The organism is Burkholderia sp. IT-111MI5 (assembly GCF_949752865.1).
Classification (GTDB): domain Bacteria; phylum Pseudomonadota; class Gammaproteobacteria; order Burkholderiales; family Burkholderiaceae; genus Burkholderia; species Burkholderia pyrrocinia_C.
The window spans coordinates 217,573-238,604 of sequence record NZ_CATKIF010000071.1; the positions used below are offsets into that span (position 1 = coordinate 217,573).

At 70.8% G+C, this 21,032-nt stretch carries 23 protein-coding genes and 2 pseudogenes; 18 read left to right on the forward strand and 7 right to left on the reverse strand.

The genetic code is table 11. From position 1 onward, the window contains the following. Positions 1-70: 70 nt before the first annotated feature. Positions 71-322, reverse strand: a complete 252-nt coding sequence (locus ACM6JT_RS32420; RefSeq protein WP_034184468.1) for a hypothetical protein — start codon at positions 320-322, stop codon at positions 71-73. A gap of 179 nt (positions 323-501) precedes the next feature. Here ACM6JT_RS32420 and ACM6JT_RS32425 point away from each other — a divergent pair, with 179 nt between their 5' ends. The 13 genes and pseudogenes from ACM6JT_RS32425 to ligD all read left to right on the forward strand — a co-directional run bounded on the left by ACM6JT_RS32425 (position 502) and on the right by ligD (position 9,394). Continuing rightward, the gene (locus ACM6JT_RS32425) at positions 502-804 is read left to right on the forward strand and encodes a hypothetical protein (protein ID WP_034184667.1); all 303 of its coding nucleotides are present in this window, start codon (positions 502-504) and stop codon (positions 802-804) included. A gap of 174 nt (positions 805-978) precedes the next feature. Next, positions 979-1,206, forward strand: coding sequence for a hypothetical protein (locus ACM6JT_RS32430; protein ID WP_414857969.1), 228 nt, complete (start codon positions 979-981; stop codon positions 1,204-1,206). Then, positions 1,203-1,513: pseudogene (locus ACM6JT_RS32435) on the forward strand (hypothetical protein). The gene ACM6JT_RS32430 and the pseudogene ACM6JT_RS32435 overlap by 4 nt, the downstream one beginning before the upstream one ends. 25 nt (positions 1,514-1,538) lie before the next feature. Beyond that, positions 1,539-1,847, forward strand: coding sequence for a hypothetical protein (locus tag ACM6JT_RS32440; RefSeq protein WP_034184465.1), 309 nt, complete (start codon positions 1,539-1,541; stop codon positions 1,845-1,847). Positions 1,848-1,945: 98 nt separating this feature from the next. Continuing rightward, positions 1,946-2,176 carry a hypothetical protein gene (locus tag ACM6JT_RS32445; RefSeq protein ID WP_414857970.1) on the forward strand — a complete coding sequence of 77 codons (231 nt, stop codon included), beginning with the start codon at positions 1,946-1,948 and terminating at the stop codon, positions 2,174-2,176. Between the two features lie 138 nt (positions 2,177-2,314). Further along, a complete protein-coding gene (locus tag ACM6JT_RS32450; protein ID WP_414857971.1) occupies positions 2,315-3,754 on the forward strand; it encodes an RNA polymerase factor sigma-54 in 1,440 nt (479 codons plus the stop codon). 85 nt (positions 3,755-3,839) lie between these two features. Next, on the forward strand, positions 3,840-4,028 hold the full coding sequence (locus ACM6JT_RS32455) for a DUF3008 family protein (protein ID WP_217589180.1): 189 nt from the start codon (positions 3,840-3,842) through the stop codon (positions 4,026-4,028). 43 nt (positions 4,029-4,071) lie between these two features. Next, positions 4,072-4,233 carry a DUF1328 domain-containing protein gene (locus tag ACM6JT_RS32460; RefSeq protein WP_034184461.1) on the forward strand — a complete coding sequence of 54 codons (162 nt, stop codon included), beginning with the start codon at positions 4,072-4,074 and terminating at the stop codon, positions 4,231-4,233. Then, complete coding sequence (locus ACM6JT_RS32465; protein WP_414857972.1) at positions 4,230-4,616, forward strand: DUF3022 domain-containing protein; 387 nt, start codon at positions 4,230-4,232, stop codon at positions 4,614-4,616. Before ACM6JT_RS32460 ends, ACM6JT_RS32465 begins: the two co-directional genes overlap by 4 nt. Before the next feature lie 92 nt (positions 4,617-4,708). Beyond that, the gene (locus tag ACM6JT_RS32470; protein WP_034184459.1) at positions 4,709-4,957 is read left to right on the forward strand and encodes a hypothetical protein; all 249 of its coding nucleotides are present in this window, start codon (positions 4,709-4,711) and stop codon (positions 4,955-4,957) included. A 13-nt stretch (positions 4,958-4,970) separates the two neighbouring features. Beyond that, positions 4,971-5,474: a DUF421 domain-containing protein gene (locus ACM6JT_RS32475; RefSeq protein ID WP_034184458.1), complete on the forward strand. Its 504-nt coding sequence runs from the start codon at positions 4,971-4,973 to the stop codon at positions 5,472-5,474. Between the two features lie 53 nt (positions 5,475-5,527). After that, positions 5,528-6,529, forward strand: coding sequence for a Ku protein (locus tag ACM6JT_RS32480; RefSeq protein WP_414857973.1), 1,002 nt, complete (start codon positions 5,528-5,530; stop codon positions 6,527-6,529). Between the two features lie 24 nt (positions 6,530-6,553). Further along, entirely contained in the window at positions 6,554-9,394 is a 2,841-nt protein-coding gene (gene ligD, locus ACM6JT_RS32485; protein ID WP_414857974.1) for a DNA ligase D, read from the forward strand. 4 nt (positions 9,395-9,398) lie between these two features. On the opposite strand, the pseudogene ACM6JT_RS32490 reads toward ligD, so the two are convergent. Together ACM6JT_RS32490 and ACM6JT_RS32495 are read right to left on the reverse strand one after the other, a co-directional pair. Continuing rightward, positions 9,399-9,722 (reverse strand): annotated as a pseudogene (locus ACM6JT_RS32490) (cation transporter); the annotation flags it as partial. Between the two features lie 43 nt (positions 9,723-9,765). Further along, positions 9,766-10,134 carry a DUF3175 domain-containing protein gene (locus ACM6JT_RS32495; protein ID WP_175747916.1) on the reverse strand — a complete coding sequence of 123 codons (369 nt, stop codon included), beginning with the start codon at positions 10,132-10,134 and terminating at the stop codon, positions 9,766-9,768. A gap of 236 nt (positions 10,135-10,370) precedes the next feature. On the opposite strand from ACM6JT_RS32495, the gene ACM6JT_RS32500 reads away from it, so the two are divergent. The 4 genes from ACM6JT_RS32500 to ACM6JT_RS32515 all read left to right on the forward strand — a co-directional run bounded on the left by ACM6JT_RS32500 (position 10,371) and on the right by ACM6JT_RS32515 (position 12,300). Continuing rightward, positions 10,371-10,736, forward strand: a complete 366-nt coding sequence (locus ACM6JT_RS32500; RefSeq protein WP_131949601.1) for a hypothetical protein — start codon at positions 10,371-10,373, stop codon at positions 10,734-10,736. A 176-nt stretch (positions 10,737-10,912) separates the two neighbouring features. Continuing rightward, positions 10,913-11,461: a type 1 glutamine amidotransferase domain-containing protein gene (locus ACM6JT_RS32505; RefSeq protein ID WP_034184452.1), complete on the forward strand. Its 549-nt coding sequence runs from the start codon at positions 10,913-10,915 to the stop codon at positions 11,459-11,461. A gap of 4 nt (positions 11,462-11,465) precedes the next feature. Next, the gene (locus ACM6JT_RS32510; RefSeq protein ID WP_034184451.1) at positions 11,466-11,807 is read left to right on the forward strand and encodes a DUF1488 domain-containing protein; all 342 of its coding nucleotides are present in this window, start codon (positions 11,466-11,468) and stop codon (positions 11,805-11,807) included. A 265-nt stretch (positions 11,808-12,072) separates the two neighbouring features. Then, positions 12,073-12,300 (forward strand): hypothetical protein, encoded by a 228-nt coding sequence (locus ACM6JT_RS32515; RefSeq protein ID WP_034184450.1) that lies wholly within the window; start codon positions 12,073-12,075, stop codon positions 12,298-12,300. Between the two features lie 29 nt (positions 12,301-12,329). Here ACM6JT_RS32515 and ACM6JT_RS32520 read toward each other — a convergent pair whose 3' ends face one another. Beyond that, positions 12,330-13,580 carry a phosphatidylserine decarboxylase family protein gene (locus ACM6JT_RS32520; RefSeq protein WP_414857975.1) on the reverse strand — a complete coding sequence of 417 codons (1,251 nt, stop codon included), beginning with the start codon at positions 13,578-13,580 and terminating at the stop codon, positions 12,330-12,332. 111 nt (positions 13,581-13,691) lie between these two features. Between ACM6JT_RS32520 and ACM6JT_RS32525 the strand changes: the two genes are divergently transcribed. Then, entirely contained in the window at positions 13,692-13,934 is a 243-nt protein-coding gene (locus tag ACM6JT_RS32525) for a hypothetical protein (protein ID WP_034184449.1), read from the forward strand. A 228-nt stretch (positions 13,935-14,162) separates the two neighbouring features. On the opposite strand, the gene treY is transcribed toward ACM6JT_RS32525, so the two are convergent. From treY to treZ, 3 genes are read right to left on the reverse strand one after another with little or no spacing between them, the layout of a single operon-like run. Continuing rightward, positions 14,163-16,952 carry a malto-oligosyltrehalose synthase gene (treY, locus tag ACM6JT_RS32530; RefSeq protein WP_414857976.1) on the reverse strand — a complete coding sequence of 930 codons (2,790 nt, stop codon included), beginning with the start codon at positions 16,950-16,952 and terminating at the stop codon, positions 14,163-14,165. Beyond that, on the reverse strand, positions 16,949-19,156 hold the full coding sequence (malQ, locus tag ACM6JT_RS32535; RefSeq protein ID WP_414857977.1) for a 4-alpha-glucanotransferase: 2,208 nt from the start codon (positions 19,154-19,156) through the stop codon (positions 16,949-16,951). The genes treY and malQ overlap by 4 nt, the downstream gene beginning before the upstream one ends. Then, positions 19,153-21,024 (reverse strand): malto-oligosyltrehalose trehalohydrolase, encoded by a 1,872-nt coding sequence (gene treZ / locus ACM6JT_RS32540; protein ID WP_414857978.1) that lies wholly within the window; start codon positions 21,022-21,024, stop codon positions 19,153-19,155. Before treZ ends, malQ begins: the two co-directional genes overlap by 4 nt. Between the last annotated feature and the right edge of the window lie 8 nt (positions 21,025-21,032).

Sequence of the window (21,032 nt, forward strand, 5' to 3'; positions counted from 1 at the left end):
CGATGTTCCAGCACATTCCATTCAGCAAACCGCATGCCGTGCGGCGCGCGCGGCCTGTCGTTCGTCGCCGTCATCTGTCGCGGCGTTCGCGCTTGTCCTGCCACGGCCCGTCGTCGTGCGTGCCGGGCGGCGTGTCGGGCTCGATGCGCGTGATGCCGCCGGTCGCGGGCGGGTCGCTGGCCGGGAACGTGTCCTCGAGCTGCTTGTCGATATGGCGTTCCGAATGGCGCGTGTGCGTGCGGTCCTCAGGCTTCAGCGGCTGCGATGGGGAGGGTCGCTGCTTGCGCTCCGGCGCGTGGCCGGACCGGGTCGAATCCTTCATGGCGAAGCTCCGTATCGGTAACGATGACGCCGATTTCCCGCAACGGCCGTTCCCGGATCGCACGCGGCACGCGATTTGCCACGTCGGCGGCGAAGACGAAGACGACGATGAATACGTCCATGGCAGCAACGCGCGCGCACCCGGTGCCTGCGGTGCGCGCATCAAGCGGAGACACGACGATGATTCCGAAACGACGACCAGGCGTACGCTACGAGATCAACGTATGCGGCGGCGGATTCGATTCGGTGAAGAGCCATTTCGATACGTGGAAACACGAACCGCTGATCTACCGGCCCGAGCGCCGGATGTTCGAGGGCAAGGCCGACGTGCGGCCGCTCGGCGACGAGACGTTCGGCTCGACCGAGCCGGCGCGCTTCGCGCTGCAGCGCGCATGCGAGCCGGCCGACCCGTATGCGCTGGCGGCGCGTGTGCGGGACGACGGCCGCGAGCTGTGGCTCGTGATGGCCGCGTACGACGCGTAGCGGCGCGCTTGCAAGAATTGCAGCGAACGGTGTAGCGAATGCACGGCGCGCGCCGCGAGCGCGCGCGTATGCGCGGCAGCGCCGGCGTGCGGGCGCCGCGAACGGACGGCACGCGGATTGCGGACCCTGGCCACATCCGTCAGACCACGCAACGATGCGCGCTATGGAGTGCCGATGAATCACGACCGCGATCAGTGGCTGCACCGGCCTGACCCGCCGATGCCCGACGTGGAGCCGGACCCCGAGGCGCCCGATCCCGACGACGTGCTGCCCGACATGCCGGAACGGTACCGCCATCCCGAAGGCGACCCGCCCGGGCATGCGCCGCCGGAACGCGATCCGCCCGTGCGCGCACCGCCGGCGGGCGCGCTGCCGCGAACGCGAATGGAGGGCATGCAATGAGCATCCGTATCAAACCCGGCATGCTGCGCGACATCGCCGAGACGCTCGGCCGCCATTTCGAGGCGCGCGCGATGCCGTTTCATGTCGAGGAGCAGCCGGCCGGCGCATTGCATATCGGTTTTCGCGTCGACGGCCATCCGGCGTCGCTGACCGTGACCTTCGATGCCGACGCGTTCGCCGCGCTCGAACAGGCGGATATCGAGCGGCAACGCGGCACGCTCACGCGCGTCGCGGCCGAATCGACGTGATGATGGCGCGCCGCGCACCCACCGCGTATGCGGGGGATTTTCGTTTCGACCGGCTCTGAGCCGTCGATCCGACGGAGGATTTCGATGAACACGATCCAGACGATACGCGCGGGTGCATGCGCGTTCGCCGCCGCATGTGCGCTGGGCGCATGCACGCAGGGCACCACCTACGGCACGCGCGCGGCGCCGCCCGCACCGCCCGACGGCCATGCGACGCCGCCGAGCGCGACGATGCCTGATGCCAATACGCGCTACGAGACGCGTCCGTCGCCGGGCAACACGATGCCGCAGGGCGCGACCGGCGGCGATCCGGCCGACGTCCCGCCGCCGGGCCCGAACGGCGTGCAGGGCGGCCAGACGCTGCCGGGCACGCCGCCGCCGATGCAGTACTGACGCATTGCGTGTGTCGCACGGCATGCGTGTTGCGGAACGGCATGCGCGCCGCGCATCGCGCCGCGCGGCATGCCGCATTCTTGATGCGGTGAAGGAACGTGATGGCGAAGATGAAACCCGCGGCGTGCCGCGAGTGGATCGTGCAGCAAGAGCGCGACATGGCCGCGTGGCTGCTGCGTCAGCTGCCGGCGCTGACGACGGCATTTTTCCCGATCGCTCGGCCGTCGATCGCATCGATGCGAGGCACGACGAAGCGACAACGACGAGGGCGACCGGGCGCACTTCTTGCCGCGCGAAATGCGTGCCCCAAACTTGCCGCCGGCTTGTAAAAAAGCGGCCCCGCCAGGTTGCGTGATGGGGCATGAACCCGCGAAAGCCCCGGCACGGCGCGCGTGGACGGATTGGCACGAAAGCTGCGTAAACCCTGTCGACGAAATACCGCGAACCGAACCGTCAGGAGGCTTTCGATGTCCGTCTCGCTTGCGCTGCAGATGCGACAGCATCTCGCACTTACGCCGAGGCTTCAGCAGTCGCTGCGGCTGCTGCAGTTGTCCTCGCTCGAGTTTCAACAGGAATTGCGGCAGGCGCTCGACATGAACCCGTTTCTCGAAGACGGCCAGGGCGACGGCGAAGAGGAAGCCGCCGCCGGAACGCCCGAGCAGGCGGCCGAAGCCGCCGCGCCCGAAGCGTCGCCCGAACCCGACGACGTGCGTCCGCCGGACGGCGAGGTGTCGTATACGGCCGCGCCCGCGCCGCGCGGTACGGGCCGCCAGGGCGACGACGCCGACGGCCTGTCGCCCGGCGAATGGATGGCCGCCGAGCCGTCGCTGCATCAGCAGCTGCACGATATGCTGCGGCTCTACCCGCTGAACAAACGCGACCGCGAAGCCGCACGCATCGTGATCGATGCGCTCGACGACGACGGCTACCTGCGCCAGGAGCTGCCCGACCTGCTGGTCGCGGCCGATCCGGCGCTGCTGCTGTCGCAACAGGATCTCGCGGTCGCGCTGCGGCTCGTGCAGATGCTCGACCGCCCGGGCATCGCCGCGCGCTCGCTGTCCGAATGCCTGGTACTGCAGCTCGACGCGATCCCGGCGGGCACGCCGGCGCTCGCGGAAGCGAAGGCGATCGCGCGCGAGCATCTCGAACGGCTCGCGCGCCGCGAGACGGCCGAGATCCAGCGGCGCATCGGCTGCAACCCGCAGACGCTGCACGCCGCATGCGCGCTCGTGCGCGGGCTCGATCCGCGCCCCGGCAATCACTACGGCAGCACGCGCGGCGACTACGTGGTGCCCGACGTGATCGTGCGCCAGGTGCGCGACGAATGGATCGTGACGATCAACCCGGCCGTGCTGCCGCGCGCGCGCCTGCACGAGCGCTATGCGACGCTGTTCGCGCAGTCGAGCGGCGAGCGCGATTCGCCGCTCGGCCAGCAGTTGCAGGAAGCGCGCTGGCTGATCCGCAACGTGCAGAAGCGCTTCGAGACGATCCAGCGCGTCGGCGAATGCATCGTCGCGCGGCAGCGCGATTTCTTCCGCTACGGCGAGATCGCGATGAAGCCGCTCGTGCTGCGCGACATCGCGGATGAGCTCGGGCTGCACGAATCGACCGTGTCGCGCGCGACGGGCAACAAGTACATGGCCACGCCGCACGGTACGTTCGAATTCAAGCACTTCTTCCCGCGCAAGCTCGAGGCGGCGGGCAAGGGCGTGTGCTCGGCAGCGGCCGCCAAGGTGCTGATCCGCGACATGATCGCGGCCGAGCGTCAAACCGATCCGCTGTCCGACGTCACGCTCGCGCAGAACCTCGCGGGGCGCGGCATTCTTCTTGCGCGCCGCACGGTGACGAAGTATCGCCAGGCGATGAAGATCCCGCCGGCCGACCTGCGGCGCCGCGACGCCGCATGACGACCCGGGCGACCCAACCGCGCGCGTGCGGCCTGTTGTACCGACATTGCGTCGTAGTGCGCGCGCCAACGAGAGGAGCGCAACCATGCCAGCAAAATCCCAGGCCCAGCAGCGTGCTGCCGGGGCCGCGCTGTCGGCCAAGCGCGGCGACACGAAGATGAAGGACCTCAAGCCGCCGGCGAAGTCGATGGCCAGGTCGATGAGCGAGAAGGAACTCGAGAAAATGGCTTCCACGCCGGTCCGCGGCAAACCCAGGCACAAGCACGATGCGTGATCGACGACGTGTGTTCGCGACCGCTGTCATTCAGGAGGGCTCCATGCTTCGATACGCCATCATTTTCTTCATCATCGCGCTCGTCGCGGCCGTGCTCGGCTTCGGCGGCATCGCGGCCGGCGCGGCCGAGATTGCGAAGATCCTGTTCTACATCTTCGTCGTGATCTTCCTGGTCACGCTGCTGCTGGGCGTCGTGCGACGATGACCGGCGCGCCCGACCGCTCGCAGCGCGTCGCGGAACTCGAGCACGCGCTCGCGAACGGCTTCCCGTCGGAGTCGACCGTCGTCGTGCATTCGGACGACGCATCCGGGCGGTTGACGATCCAGGTGTCGTGGGTGCGCGTGCCGGTCGACGAAAGTGCGCGCGAATGGCGTTGCACGGTCGACCTGCGGTTCGATCCGCAGGTGGTCGAGCGTTATGCGTGGCTCGGCGAGGACGACCGGCTGCGCGTGCGCACGTATCTGTGCGATGGCGCGCGACGCGCGGTGGACGAACGCAAGCCGCGCGTCGAGGACGACGCGATCGAATGCAACGTGGCGCTCGATATTACGGATGCCGAACTCGACGCGGCGTTGCGCGCGCCCTGACGCCGAGGCCGAGGCCGACGCCGACCGCCGCCCGCGCGCCCGCGCGGCCGCGAGCGCGGCGGACGGCCATCGAATTCCACGAGGACACCTCGATGACGAATCCCCCACCAGCCGGCAAGACGCCGCCGTCCGCGCAGCGAGACGTGCGCGAGGCGTTCAGGCACCTGAAGCCGGTCGCGGCCGTCGGTGGAGGACGGCTATTGACGATCGCCGCGTATCCGCCGGACTCGGCACAACGCGTGGCGGTCGATCCCGACGCGGTAACGCACACGTTCCCGGACGACCTCGGCCGCCATCGGATCCGGGCGCGCAAGCAGCAGGCGGTCGACCTGCCCGCGTAGCAGCGCTGCGATCATGGACGTCGTCGTCGCGCTGTTCGGGCAGGGCCGGATGCTCGGCCCCGGCCAGATGGCGTTGCGTGCGATCGTCGTGTTCGTGATCGCGCTGGTGCTGATTCGCATCGCCGGGCGGCGCGCGTTCGGGCAGCGTTCGCCGTTCGACTACGTGGTCGGCATTCTGCTCGGCGCGATCCTGAGCCGCGCGGTGGTCGGCGCGTCTCCGTTCGTCGCGACCGTCGCGGCGTCGCTCGCGATCGTGCTGCTGCATCGTGCGATCGGCTGGGCATGCGTGCGCTCGCGCCGGCTCGAGCGGATGCTGGTAGGCGCCGAGCGCGAGGTGTATCGCAACGGCCGCTTCGACGACGCACAGATGCGCGCCGCGCTGCTTACGCCGACCGACGTGCGCGAAAGCGTGCGGCAGGCGACCGGCGCGACCGACCTGTCCGACGTCGACGCGGCGATCCTGGAGCGCAACGGACACGTGAGCATCGTGCGGCGCAGCCGCGGCCGCCGGCCGTAGCATCGGCCGAGGACGAAGGCGTCCGGCGCAACGATGCCGCAAGGAGGACACCCATGGCACGGATGATCTGGAAAGGCGCGATCAGCTTCGGGCTCGTTCACGTGCCCGTGCAGCTGTTCCCGGCGACGCGCACCGTGAAGCCGTCGTTCCGGCTGCTCGACAAGCGTTCGATGGACCCGGTCGGCTATCGGCAGATCAACAAGCGCACCGGCAAGGAGGTCGCACGCGAGGACATCGTGCGCGGCTACGAGTACGAGAAGGAGCGCTATGTCGTGCTGACCGACGACGAGATTCGCGCGGCGAACCCCGAATCGACGCAGACCGTCGATATCGTCACGTTCGTCGACGCGGACGCCGTGTCGTTCCTGTATCTCGACACACCGTACTACCTGGTGCCGGACCGCAAGGGCGAGAAGGTCTATGCGCTGCTGCGCGACGCGCTGCAGGACAGCGGCAAGATCGGTATCGCGCACGTCGTGATGCACGATCGCCAGCATCTCGGCGCGCTGATCCCGGTCGGGCCGCTGCTCGCGCTCGATACGCTGCGCTGGCAGGAGGAACTGCGCCCGCTCGACGAGCTGCCGGTGCCGGCCGGCGACGCGAAGCGCGCGGGCGTCAGCGCGCGCGAGCTCGCGATGGCGAAGAAGCTGATCGACGACATGTCGGGCACGTGGACGCCCGACGAGTATCGCGATACGTTCCGCGACGACATCCTCGAACTGGTCGAGCGCAAGGTGCGCGCGGGCAGCGTCGAGGAGATCGAGGATCGGCCGGCGCAAACGGCGCGCACGGCGACCAACGTCGTCGACCTGACCGAGCTGTTGAAGCGCAGCCTGAAGGGCGGCGGCGGCGGCGGCGGCGCGCGTGCCGCGCGCGAGGACGACGACACCGGCGCGTCCGCGCCGCGCACCGCGAGCGGGCGACGCAAGCCGGCCGCGAAGGCTTCCGCCCGGGGCGCCGCGAAAGCAACCGCGAAACGGCCGGCCGCGAAGCAGGGCGCGACGGGTGCGCATGCGGCGAAGAAGACCGCCGCGCGCCGAAAGCACGCCGCATGACACCGCGCGACAGGAGGTGACGCGATGGCCGGCAAGCTCGATCCCTATCGTCGAAAACGCCGCTTCGACGCGACGCCGGAGCCGGAAGGCGCGCACGGGAAGCGTCGCGCAAAGCCGGGCGCCGAGTCGAAGCAGACCAAGCAGACGAAGCCGGCGCGCACGGCTGCCCGGGCGCGCCATCCGTTGCGTTTCGTGATCCAGGAACATCACGCGACGCGGCTCCATTACGACTTCCGTCTCGAACTCGACGGCACGCTCAAATCGTGGGCCGTGCCGAAGGGGCCGAGCGTCGATCCGTCGGTGAAGCGTCTGGCCGTGCAGGTCGAGGACCATCCGCTCGAATATGCATCGTTCGAAGGCGAGATTCCGCCCGGACATTACGGCGCGGGCACGGTCGTCGTGTGGGACGAAGGGACGTGGACGCCCGACGGCGGCGTCGCGCAGGCGCGCGACGGCTATCGCGCGGGCAAGCTGACGTTCCGGCTCGATGGCGAAAAGCTGCACGGCGGCTGGGCGCTCGTGCGCAGCGGGCGGCAGCAGGGCCGCCAGCCGCAATGGCTGCTGATCAAGGAGCGCGACGACGACGCACGCGATGCGGACGAATTCGATGTCGTCGCGCAGCAGCCGGGCAGCGTGCATGACCGCAGTGCGCGGGCCGCGCGCGCGGCGCCCGCCGATGCATCACCGTCCGCACGCACGTCCGCACGCTCGTCACGACGCAGCCGCGACGATGCGCCCCGTACACGCGGCACGCCGCGCGACCGCAAGGATCGCAAGCCGCCAGCCGACGTCGACGCCGACCTGTCGCACGTCGAAGGCGCTGTCCGCGCACCGCTGCCCGAGCGCGTCGCGCCGCAGCTCGCGACGCTGGTCGATGCTCCGCCCGCGCAAGGCGACTGGCGCTACGAAGTGAAGTTCGACGGCTACCGGATTCTCGCGCGCGTGTCGGGCCGCGGTGCGCGGCGGCACGTCGCGCTGATGACGCGCGAGGGCCGCGACTGGACCGCGAAGCTGCGTGCGCAGCGCGATGCGCTCGCGGCGCTCGAGATCGAAAACGCGTGGTTCGACGGCGAGGCCGTCGTGCTCGGCGACAGCGGCCTGCCCGACTTCCAGGCGCTGCAGAACGCGCTCGGCGCGGGCCGTTCCGACGCGGTCACGCTGTTCGTGTTCGATCTGCCCTATCTGAATGGCCGGGATCTGCGCGAGGTGCCGCTCGCCGCGCGCCGCGCGTTGCTCGAACCGCTGCTGGCGGGCAGCGACGCCGCGCGGCTGCGCTATTCGCCGGATCTCGGCGGCGACGTCGCGTCGCTGATCGCGAGCGCGTGCGACACCGGCCTCGAAGGCTTGATCGGCAAGCGCGCGGATTCACGCTATCGCGCCGGCCGCTCGGCCGCATGGATCAAGCTCAAATGCCGGCGGCGGCAGGAGTTCGTGATCGGCGGCTACACGGAGCCGTCGGGCAGCCGGCACGGCTTCGGCGCGCTGCTGCTCGGTGTGTACGAGCCTGAATCGGGCGGCAAGCGGCGGCGCGGCACGCCGCCGTTGCGCTATGTCGGCCGGGTCGGCACCGGGTTCGATGCGCGCATGCTCGACCGGCTCGCCGCGATGCTGCGCAGGCACGAACGCGATACGACGCCGTTCGACCCGCCGCCGCGCGAACGGTCGCGCACGCGCGTGCACTGGATCGATCCGACGCTCGTCGCCGAATGCGAATTCGCGGAATGGACGGGCGACGGCATCGTGCGGCAGGCGGCGTTCGTCGCGCTGCGGGAAGACAAGCCGGCGGCGCAGATCGTCCGCGAGATGCCGCGCCACACCGAAACGGAGACGACGATGGACGAACGCGATGCAGCGCACGACAAACATGACAAGCACGACAAGCACGAACGCGCACGGCACACGGATACCGGGAGCGGCCGCAAGCGTCGCGCGACATCGCACGCATCGTCAGGCGACGCGCGCGGCGAATCCGGCGCCGACCAAGTCGGCCGCGTGCGCATCACGCATCCCGATCGCGTGCTCGATCCGCAGCACGGCACGCGCAAGATCGACCTCGCGCATTACTGGCAATGGGTCGCGCCGTGGCTGCTGCCCGACCTGAAGGGCCGGCCCGTGTCGCTCGTGCGCGCGCCGGGCGACATCACGGGCGAGCTGTTCTTCCAGAAACATGCGGAGCGCCTCGAGATTCCGTTCGTCACGCAGCACGAAGGGCTGGATCCCGGCCACGGGCCGCTGCTGTCGATCGACAGCGTCGACGCGCTGCTCGGCGCCGCGCAGATGGGCACGATCGAGCTGCATACGTGGAATGCGCACGCATCCAGTATCGAGCGGCCGGACCGGATCGTGTTCGACCTCGATCCCGATCCGGCGCTGCCGTGGCGCGCGATGATCGACGCCGCGCAACTCGTGCGCGGGCTGCTCGACGAGCTGGGGCTCGCGTCGTTCTGCAAGACGAGCGGCGGCAAGGGGTTGCATGTCGTCGTGCCGATCGCGCGGCACGCGGGATGGGACGAAGTGAAAGACTTCGCGCGCGCGGTCGCGCAGCACGTGGCGGGTGCGCTGCCCGAGCGCTTCACCGCGACGATGGGGCCGCGCCACCGGCGCGGCAAGATTTTCGTCGACTATCTGCGCAACGGCCGCGGCGCGAGCACGATCGCCGCGTATTCGGCGCGCGCGCGGCCGGGCATGGGCGTGTCGGTGCCGCTCGGCTGGGACGAGGTGCCCGATACGACGGGCGGCGCGCAGTGGACGATCGACACGCTGCACGCGCGTCTCGACGGGCTGAAGCGCGATCCGTGGGAAGGTTATGCGGAGGCGCGCCAGCGGATCACCGCGAAGATGCGCGCACGGCTCGGCGCATCGTGAGCATCGCGAGCAGCGGCACGGTGACGCTCATCGCGAGCAGGCCGACGCGGCACGGGACGCGCCACAGCCGGTCGGACGGCGGCACGCGCAGCCGCAGCCCGATCGCGAACAGCGACACGAGCAGCGCAACCTCGACGATTGCGCGCAGCAGCGGCGCGTCCCGTTCGAGGTCGAGACGCAGCAACCCGGTGCCGGCCGGGCCGAGCGCGATGCCGAGAACGAGATAGATCATCGCGGTGCTGCACGGCAGGTGGCGCAGCGCGGATGTCGCGATGCCCATGCCCATCAGCACCGCGCCGGCGATCAGGGACCACGGCGTTTCGTGCATGCGCGCGATTCGGGCGGGGCGATGCGGCGGTGGCCGGCCGCCGTCACGGCTTGCGGCCGAAGGCTTCGCGCAGTTTCCGCTTCGCGCGTTCGAGCGTCGCGCGGCGCGTTTTCGGCAGGTTGCGGCCCGCGCGGTTCACATAGAAGTTCAGCATCGACATCGCCGACTGGAACGGCGAAGACTTGCGGCGGCGGCTCCGTTCGGCCGAGCGCTTCAGCGAAGCGGCGATCGCGCCCGGATCGTCGGACTTGAAGATGTCGGGTTCGATGTCGAGCACGTCGCTTTTTTGCGTGACTTCGGCGGACCAGCGCTTGCGATGTTGCGGATCGGCGCTGCGAGCCCGGCCGGGGCGGCGCGTCGGGCGTTTGCCGTGCGCGCGGGAAGCGGAAGCGGAAGCGGAAGCGGAAGGCATTGCAGGGCTCCGGATGGCGTCGCAGGGACGTACGGGCAACGGCGCCGCAATTCGCGTGCCGCGCGGCGCCCTGCCGCCGGAGGTATGGCCCTTGCTGCAAAGTCCGCGCAGGCGTGCCATTCCGCGCTCTTCGTTCAGCACGAAAACCTCGTGACATCCGCATTACATCCGCATACGAACCGAATGGCCGGCGCCGTTTGAAGCGAGCGCGCGCGGCCACCACGCAGGAGGACACCATGCGATCGAACTCCCGGATCAGTCTGGAAGACGATGCAACGGACGCCGACACGGCCGACGCCGGCGATCTCGATACGACGGTCCGTCTCGACGTCGAGACAGGCACGGTCACGTTTCATGCGGCGTGGTCGATGGAGGCCGATGCGCCGCCCGATACGGGGCGGCATTCGGTCGTGCTGGTGCTCGACTGCGACACGATGGAACGCTACGCGGGCCTCGACGACGGCGCCCGGATGCGCGTGCACACGATGCTGCACGAGGCCGTGCGGGACATGCTCGATCGGCTCCCCGACAACGACGACGATCTGACGCTGACGGTCGAACTGACCGACGCGATGCTCGATGCGGCAACCCGCCTGCAGTAATCGTGCCGGGTCGGGTTACACGCCGTTGAAATCTTTTCAGCCCGTGCGCGGCGGCGCGGCATGGGCCGGTTTCGGCCGGTCTCTTGTCGCCGTCGTCCGGTCGGTCGCACGCGGCACGGCGATTGCTCCGTGACCGGGACGGCATAAAGGGTGCCGCGGCATCCACGGAGGTTTCCATGAGCGGCAGACTGGACCATTGCAAGGTAGCGATCCTCGCGGTCGACGGCTTCGAGGAGGCCGAGCTTGTCGAACCGCAACGCGCGCTGGCGGCCGAAGGTGCGCAGGTCGACGTGATTTCGCAGAAACGCGGCGAAATCCAGGGGTTCAGGCACGTCGACAAGGGCGCGCGCGTGAAGGTCGACCGCACGTTCGACGACGCGCGCGAGGGCGACTACGACGCGGTCGTGCTGCCCGGCGGCGTCGTCAACGGCGACGCGATCCGGATGATCCCGGCCGCGCGCGAGTTCGTGACGGCGGCCGTCGGCGCCGGCAAGCCGATCGCCGCGATCTGCCACGGCGGCTGGCTGCTCGTGTCGTCCGGGCTCGTGGAAGGGCGCACGATGACGAGCTGGCCGAGCCTGCAGGACGACATCCGCCATGCGGGCGGCAAGTGGGTCGACGAGGAAGTCGTGCGCGACGGCAACCTGATCACGAGCCGCAAGCCCGCCGACCTGCCGGCATTCAGCGGCGCGCTGGTCGAAAGCCTCGCGTCGCGGAGCGCGTGATCCGATGCCGGCCGATTCCCCCCGCCGCGTGACACTGGCCGATGCGCCGCCCGAGTTCGACGGCGCGGCGCTGCAACTGTGCTTCACCGTCGACGTCGACGGTCAGCCGGAACACTGCGCGATCACGGTCGAGGCGCTCGAGGATCATTTCGGCGCGCCGTCGGCACTGGAAGCCGACCTGCGCGACGCGTTCGAGCGCGGCCGCGCGCGGATCGAAGCTGCGTGCGCGGAGGTGCTGGCGGACGGCAAGGGCGGCGTGGTACTGCACAGCGGCTATTTCCGCGCGCACGGCCGTGCGGCGGCAGGCAGCGTGAAGGCCGGCATGTCCCGTTCGCGGCGCTCCTGATCGAGGCGCCGCGGCCGACGCGTTTGACCCGCGTTCGCGTTCGGCCCGCTCGCATCCGGCATTACACGTCGTTGAAAACTTTGCACGGGCGGCCGGGCGCCGCGCGGTGCCATATCGCGCCGCGCGCCCACGGCTCGGACGAGCGCCGCTTCGCGCGGATTGGCATGGTCCGTGCACGCATCGACGGTCGCCGGCGCGCGTGTCGCGCCGCATGCCGATGCGACGCCGTCGTCGCATCGCGTGAAGCCGTCAACGGGGAACGAGCATGCTGACCGCCCATGAATTTGCCGCGCTGTTCCTGGTGTATCGCGCACCGGAACAGATCCAGATCGATCGCGAGGACGTCGCCGCGCTGGTCGAACGGAACCTGATCGTGATGCAGGGCGACGGCGCGGCGGGCGAGCGCCGGCCCGCGTTGACGGCCGACGGCCTGTCGGTGCTGCGGTGCGTGCAGCGGCACGACGGGTACGAGCCCGACGGCACCGATGCGTGACGCGTGACGATGACGCGCGGGCGCGCCGCTCACCGCGCGATCGCGACGGACGCGTTCACCTGCACGACGGGCGTGTCGCCGTCGAACGGCGGCGCGTACAGGAAGCGCTCGATCACGCCGGCCTCGAACAGCAGGCAGTACGTCGAGCCGCCGAACTGGAAGCGGCCGATCTCGTCGCCCTTGTCGACGCGCTGGCCCGGCAAGACCTCGATCACGCACGACGACACGTCGCCCATCCCGACGAATACCGCGGCCACGGTGCCGATGCCCGGGTCATCGCTCTCGATCGCGACGATCGCGCGCGCGGCGACCGCCGTCATGTAGCCCTGCGAGTCGTTGAGCCCGGCCGGGTCCGGGCCTTCGGCTTCGGCGACGGAGTAGTAGGTGCCGTCGATCCGGTACGCATGCGTGACGGTGCCGCGCACCGGCGCATGCCAGCGATGGTAGTTGTACGCGCTGAGATAGGCCTGGTAGAGATCGCCGCCGACGAAGCGCTCGGCGAGCGGTCGCCCCGCGCGCGTGAAGATGTCGTGCAGCGAATACGGCTGTGCCTTGATCCAGAACGTGTCGCGCAGCTTCACGTTCGTTTCGGTGTGGTACGGCGCGGCCTCGCACGCGCTGACGATCACGTGCGGATCGTCCGGCGCGTCGACGGGCCGCGCGCCTTCCCGAAAGCGTCGCGTGAAGAAGTCATTCCACGAATCGAAGCCGAGGTGCGGTTGATCGTCGCGATAGCGGAATTGCGACAGCCCGATGCGCTTGCTCGCTTCGTCGCAGAACCAGCCGTCGGGCGCCGACGCGTCGAGATGCGCGCACGAATGCGGGCCGCCGAGGAAGTCGCACCAGACGTTCAGTACCCGTTTCAGGTGCGCGTTGACGGATGGGTCGCGAAACACCGCGTGGCCCGACGGCATGCACATCGGCCAGTCGAGGAACGCGTTCAGCGGGCACACGATCAGGCTCGATTCGCTGAACGGCGGCGTGTAGGTCATCAGGTGATCGATCACGGTCATCAGTTCGCCGATCGACGTGTAGCCGAGCCGGCGGCCGGATTCGACCGCCTCGTCGATCCCGCGGGTCAGGCCCATGCGCAGCACGGGGCAGTCGTCGAACAGCCGCGCGAGTGCCTGCACGGCCGGCGTGCGCAGTCGTTCGCCGGCATGCGCGCGCGCGTCGGCCGCGATCTTTTCGCGGAACGCGGCCATGTGCGCTTCCTCGTGGGTCAGCCATTCGCCGAGCCGGCGGCGCGTGGCAGGCGGCGTGTGGGGTTCGGTCGGCATCGTCGGCTCCTGCGGCTGATTCGGTACGAACACGTAGCAAGACGCTTGCCCGGGGGCGGCATCGAAATTGCGGCGTTTTCACCGGTTTTTCAGTGACGCAGGAGAGAAGCGATGAATGCGGGTTCGAATGTGCGGCAGACAAAAGGCGCGGCATCGGCCGACGAGCGCCGGGGCGGCGGGCAGCGCACCGTGACGCCGACGCGCACGCGGGTTCGTGCGGCGAAGCGCGGCGAGACGCGACGGTCGAGGGAGCGCGATGCGAAAGGGGCCGTGACCGCGGGCCATGGCGACAACGCGGGCGCGCCGCTGTGGGAGGACGACGGCGGGACGATGCCGCCGGACGAGTGGTCGTGATGTCGGGCGCTTACTGTCCCGCCGGTCGTTCTGGCCGGTAACGACCGACTATCGCGCGATCGCTCGATTCCCCGTCGCGAAAGGCCAGGGATACGGTGACATCACGGTTCGCGATAAGCCATGCGGTACCGTCGCTGCGCAAAATCGACTATGAACGCCCGTTCCGGGCACAAATCGATTTTGGGCGTTCAAAATCGATTACACGCGGACCGTTTTGCATAAATTCGATTACGACCGGGCGATTCGGGGATTCCGATCCGTTGGGGTTGGGTGAGCCGCGACGAGCACGGCAACAGGCAGCGCAGCCAGACAGCGATCGAGCCTGATCAAGCCATCCGGCGCGTCGATTCCGTCCCGCGCATTCAGCCAGTCCGTCCAGGGCCCTTTGGCACCACGCGGCAACACGACCGCCGTATCGCCCCATAACGCGGGCTCCACGCGCGGCAAGCCGGGCCTGTCGCCGAACAGCCGGCACGCAAGCCGCGTTGCTACGACCACCACGGTCGCCGCATCGCCGCACCGCGCGAACGCAACCGCGTGACGCCCGAGCGTGCCGCGCACGCGCAGCGGCACATACGCACCGTCGGCGAACGTCGCCGGCCACCGCGCGCGCAGCGCGAGCATCCGTTCGACCAGCGCCCGTTTCACGCGCGCATCCGGCCAGGTCGGCAGGTACGATTCGACCGGCGCGTCGACGCGCTCGGCCGCCAGCGCCGCGAACGGCACGTCGCGCCGGTTGTCCGGATCGACGAGCGAGTGATCCCATCGCTCGGTACCTTGATACAGATCGGGCACGCCGGGGGACGCGATCCGCAGGGCCGTCTGCGTCAGGCTGTTGACGATGCCGGCCGGCGCGATCCGCGCCACGAACGCATGCAGCCGGTGCGCGAAATCGCCTGCGCCGCGCGGCGTCAGGATCGCGCGGACGAACGCTTCGCAAGCGCGCTCGTAGTCCGTCTCCGGCGCGAGCCAGTCCGTATGCCGCTTCGCTTCGCGCAGCGCCTTCGTCTGCCAGCGCACCACGCGTTCGGCGAGCGCCGCGAGCCCCGCGTCGTCGTCGGGCATCAGAGACGGCGGCCAGCAGCCGACCAGCGTCTGGTACAGCATCGCCTCGGCGGCCGGCCCCGGCGCCCACGCCAGGCCGCGATGCGCGCCGCCGCGCCGGGGCCGGTTGAGCGTGGACCAGTCGAGCGATACCGCGCGCCAGGCGTCGGGCATCTCGCTGAGCACCGCGAGCCGCGCGCGCGCGTCCTCGCCGCGCTTGTGGTCGTGCGTGGCCGTCGCGACGAGCGTATGCGGCACGATTCGGGCGCGGCGCCGGTTGCGCGCATGGAACGCGCCGCGCGACAGGCTGAAGTCGCTCGCGTCGGCGCCGACCTCGTTGCGCGACAGCAGCCGGCCGTAGCGATAGCAGGCCGTATCCTCGACCCCCTTCGCGGCCAGCGGCGCGGTGAGCTGCGCGAACGCGACGCGGGCCGCATGCAGCGCGGCGGCGCGCGGCACGCGCACGACCGGCAACCCGAGCCACGCGGCGACGCGGTCGAGCGCGTAGCGGTCAGCCGGGTCGACCGCCGCGCATGCCCCTTCGTACGCCTGCGCGAGCACCCGGCGGTCGGGGGCGGCGAGCGCGTCTTCCTGCGCCGGATACATCCGGTACACCGGCAGCCGCACCGCGAGTTCGCCCAGCACGCGCTGGATCGCGACCAGACTGACGTCGCGCGTCGCGGGCGACGCGCGCGCAATGCCGTGCAGCAGCCGCGCGACGCGCGCATGCTCGGCGGCGAGCTGGCGCATCAGCACGCGCCGCTTGCCGTCGAGCGCCTCCTGCGCGAACGTGCGCGACGAACCGGACACGGCCGCCCAGTGGGCGGCCAGCGGCGCGGCCCCGGCCGGGTCGTGCAGCAGCGCGCCGACGTCGTTCATGAAGTCGTAGCCGGTCGTGCCGTCGACGGCCCAGTCGTCGCGCAGCGCTTCGCCGGGCGCCAGGATTTTTTCGACGACGACGTATGGCCGCTCGTCGCGCAGCGCCGCGAGCCGCGCATGCAGCCGCCGGCAGTACGCGCGCGGATCGGCGAGCCCGTCGACGTGATCGACGCGCACGCCATCGATATATCCGGCCGCGTAGAGGCGCAACGGCAGCGCATGGACGGCGTCGAACACCGCATCGTCGTCGCTGCGGATGCCCGCGAGTGTCGCGATGTCGAAGAAGCGCCGCCAGTTCAGTTCGTCCGCGGCCGTGCGCCACCACGCGAGCCGGTAGTGCTGGCGTTCGAGCAGCCGGTGCAGCCACGCGCGCGAGCGTGCGCTGCGCGGATCGGCGCAGCGCAGCACGGCGTCGAACGCATGCGGGCCGTGCGCGGCCGCGTAATCGCGCAACGCCGCGTGCGCGGCGGCCAGCCGGGCGCTGTCGCGCGCCGGCGCGGCACCGAAGCGTTCGGCGAGCGTGTTCAGGTCCGAGCGGTTCGCGATGCGCAGGATGTCCGCATAGGTGGCGGCGGACACGGGCAGCTGTCGCCCCGGGCACGCAACGAAGAAGCGGCCGGTCGACGGATCGGCGCCGAGCGCGATGTCGCCGGCCGCGAGCGCGTCGCCGTACGGCGTGCCGAGGCAGGGCAGCAGCACCTTGCCGTCGAGCGCCGCGTCGGGCGGATGCCAGTCGATGTCGAAGCAGTGTGCGTACGGGCTTGCCGGCCCCCATTCGAGCACGTCGTTCCACCAGCCGTTCGACGCGCCGCCGACGCCCATGTGGTTCGGCACGATGTCGACGATCACGCCGATGCCGCGTGCGCGCAGCGCGCCGACGAGCCGGACCAGGCCGGCTTCGCCGCCGAGTTCGGCGCTGACCGAGCCGTAGTCGACGGTGTCGTAGCCATGCAGCGAACCGGGCTCGGCCGTCGTGACCGGCGACAGGTACAGATGGCTCACGCCGACGCGCGCGAAGTAGTCGGCATACGTGGCCGCATCGTCGAACGTGAAACCCGCATGCAGCTGCAGCCGCAGCGTCGCGCGCGGCGTCATGGGTCGCGCTCCCGCGAGCGGCGCGCGTGCTCGACGGCCGCGATGCGCTTGCGCGCGTCGGCGTCGAACAGCATATCGACGGCGCGCGGCAGGCGCCGCAGCCAGTTCGGATGGCCGCATGGCGGCCCCGGCAGGTTCGGCTGCTCATCCAGCCCGAGCAGATCCTCGAGCGGCAGGATCGCGAGCGGCGACGGGCTGAGCGCGACGTACGCGAGTATCGCGCTCACGGGCGGCGCGCCGGCCGGCGGGACGGCGCTGTTGGCGGGCGCGCAACCCGCTTGCTGCAGCGCGTGCCACAGCGCCGCGCGTTCGGTTGCACGTTCCGCCTGGGCGGCGATCAGGTCGGGATCGGACGCAGGCGGAGGCGTGGCGCGGCCTGCTTCGGGGCGGGGCACGGTGTCATGCCCGACGTCGGCGCATTGCACGATTTCGTTCGGGTCTTGCGCACTCGCATCGCCCGGCGTGCTGTCGGCCGCGCCGTTTTGCGGCTTCCCGCTGTCGGCCGCCACCCGCCGCCACCCCAGGTCGACTCCGCGCCACCAGCCGGCCACGGTCGGCAAGTCGTGCGTCGACGTCATCGCGATCGCATCGCGATCCCACGCGGACGGCGGCCGGAACGCGCCGGTCGCATCGCGCTCGAACCACAGCACGCGCATCCCCGCGATTCCCTGTGCGCCGAGCCGCTCGCGCAAACCGCCCGGCACCGTGCCGAGATCCTCGCCGATCGCGATCGCGCGATGGCGTGCCGCCTCGAGCGCGACGAGCCGCACTAGATCGTCGACCGGATAGCGCAGGTAGGCGCCGTCGCGCGGCGTGCCGCCGTCCGGCACGATCCACATCCGCGCGAAGCCGAGCACGTGGTCGATGCGGATGCCGCCCGCATGCGCGAACGCCGCGCGCAACAATTCGATGAACGGGACGAAACGGTCGGCGCGCAGCGCGGCGGGCGTCCACGTCGTCACGCCCCACGCCTGGCCGGCCGCATTGAACAGGTCGGGCGGCGCGCCGAGCGACACGCCGCGCAGCAGCGTCGTGCCGTGCGCCCATGCGTCGCTGCCCGCGCGATCGGAGCCGACCGCGAGATCGGCGATCAGCCCGGTCGCCATGCCTGCGCGGCGCGCCACATGCTGCGCGTCGCCGAGCGCGCGCGATGCGCACCATTGCAGGAACGTGTGGAATGCGATCGTGTCGGCATGCGCGTGCGCGAACGCATCGACTTCCGCCGATGACGGCATGCGCCACGGCGCCGGCCATTGCCGCCAGTCCGCGCCGATCCCGTGTTCGATGCAGAACGCCTGCAGCGCGTCGAAGCGCGCATGCGCGTCGAGCGCCGCGCCGCCGGCCGCGCGAAAGCGCTGGTACGCGTCGCGCGACGGCGTGCCGTTGGCACGCCATGCATCGAAGCATGCGCGCAGGCGGCGCAGCTTCTGCGGCAGCACGCGCGGCCAGTCGATCAGCGGCGCATCGACTGCATCGTCGCGCGCGTGAAGCGCAGCCTCGGCGCCCGGCACCGCGTCGCAGTCGAGATACGCAACGTTGTGCCAGCGCCGCGACGACGGCGAATACGGGCTGTCGTGCGCGGGCAGCGCGGGATAACCGGCGTGCGTCGGGCTGATCGCCACCGCCTGCGCGCCGTGCCGCGCCGCGTGCGCGGCGAGCCGCGCGAGCGCGGTGTAGTCGCCCGCGCCTTCGTCGCCGATACGGCGCAGGCTGTACAGCTGGGCCGCGACCCCCCAGCGGCGGCCTGCGTCGGGCGCGCGCGCGAACGCGTCGAACGGGCGCGCGCGCAGCGGCGCGATCGCGAGCCCGATGCGCTGCTCGCCGATGTCGAGCGCGTGATAACCGGGCATCGCGAGCGGCGGCAGCGTGCCGTGCTCGCCCGCACCGGCCACGCGCCCGTCGACGTAGCCGCCGGTTTCGAGCGCGATTCGGAAGTGTGCGCCCGGCAGCGCGATCGTATGCGGCAGCGTCAGCGGCAGGCCGGCATCGCCGATGACGATGCGCGGCGGCGCCGCGTTCGCATCGGCGAGCGCCGCCGCGCTGTCGACGCGCTGGAGCGCCGTGCCGCACGGCCAGCCGAGCGCATCGACGAGCGCGGCGAGCGCATCGTCGCCCACCCGCCGCGCGACGCCGCCCGCGTCGGTCCAGTCGGTTTCCAGTCCGGCCGAACGGGCGAGTGCCGCGATCGATACGTCGGTCGTCATGATGGGCCTCGCCCGTTCGGGCGGTGACTCAGCGCATCGTCGTTGACCGCGCCGTCGCGCCACGCGATGCACGCACGTGGCGGCAGGCGCAGGTCGCGCAGCCGGTCGCGCGCGCGCGGCGGCGTCTCGAACACGATCTTGCCGACCGGCAGCGCGGGCAGCACCGCGTCGTGCGAGCCGAGGTTCAGCGCGATCGTCAGCGTGCTGCCGTTGCCGAGCCGCCAGCGTGCGGCGAGCGCCTGCGGTTCGCCGTCGCCCGCGAGCAGGTCGACGCCGAGCGCGCGCGCGCCCGTCAGGTGCGGCGTCACGAGCGCCGCGCGCACGGCCAGCGCGCTGCGGTAGAAGCGCCGCCATGCGTCGGCGTCGGGCCATGCTTCGTCGGCCGGGTGTTTCGACAACGAGCGCACGAACGTCGCGATGTCGTTCGGATCGGGAATCGCGTCGCGATGCGCGGGATCGGCGAACGCGGGAAACGCCGCGAATTCGCGGCGCCGGCCTTCGCGCACGGCGTCGGCGAGCGCGCCGCGATAGTCGGTGAAGAACTGGAACGGCTGCGTGCTGCCTTCCTCCTCGCCCATGAACAGCAGCGGAATCTGCGGCGCGAGCAGCATCAGCGCGGTGGCCGCGCGGAGCGCATCGTCGTTCGCGAGCGTGCGCAGCCGTTCGCCGAACGCGCGGTTGCCGATCTGGTCGTGGTTCTGCAGGAACGTGACGAACGCGGTCGGCGGCAGGTGCGCGCTCGGCTCGCCGCGCGCGGCGCCGTCATGCAGCGGCGACGGCTCGCCCTGGTACGCGAAGCCTTCGCCGAGCGTGCGCGCGAAATGACGCAGCGGCGCGTCGGCGTACGCGCGGTAATAGCCGTCGCGCTCGCCGGTCAGCAGCACGTGCGCGCTGTTGTGGAAATCGTCGTTCCATTGCGCATCGAAACGGCCGGGCCCGAGCAGGCTCGCCGCATTGCGTTCGTTCTCGAGCACGAGATGCACGTGGCGTGCGTCGCCCGCATGCGCGCGCACGCGGCGCGCGAGCTCGCGCAGCCACGCATCGTCGTCGATCGCATGCGCGGCGTCGATGCGCAGCCCGTCGAAGCGGTATTCGTCGAGCCAGTAGAGCGCGTTGTCGATGAAGAACGCGCTCGTCTGCGCACGCGCGAAGTCGATCGCTGGCCCCCACGCCGTTTGCCGGTCCGCGCGGAAGAACGCGGGCGCGTAGCGCGGCAGCAGGTTGCCGTCGGGGCCGAAGTGGTTGTAGACGACGTCCAGGAACATCTGCAGCCCGAGCCCGTGCGCGGCGTCGATGAGCGCCTTCAACTCGTCGGGCCGCCCGTACGATGCATCGGGCGCGAACGGCAGCACGCCGTCGTAACCCCAGTTGCGCGTGCCGGGGAACGCATTGACGGGCATCAGCTCGATCGCCGTCACGCCGAGCGCGGCGATGGCCGGCAGGCGCCGCTCGACGCTCGCGTAGCCGCCGCATGCGCCGACGTGCAGTTCGTACAGCACCGTCTCGTGCCACGGGCGGCCGCGCCATGCGTCGTGACGCCAGCGATACGCGGCCGGATCGACGACCTGGCTCGGGCCGTGTACGTCGTACGGCTGGAAGCGCGACGCGGGATCGGGCACCGTGAGTGCGCCGTCGAGCCGGTAGCGATACAGCGTGCCGGGCCCGCACGGCGCGAGCGCTTCGAACCAGCCGTCGCCGGCCGGCGTCATCGCGATCGTGCGGTCGCTCGGGTCGTGCAGTTCGACGGCCGCGGTGCGGCTCGCGGGCGCCCACAGCCGGAAGCGCGTATGGCCCGCATCGATGCAGGTCGCGCCGAACGACGACGCGAACGCATGCGTGCCGGGCGGATGAGCGGAACGTGACGTCATGGCGGTCC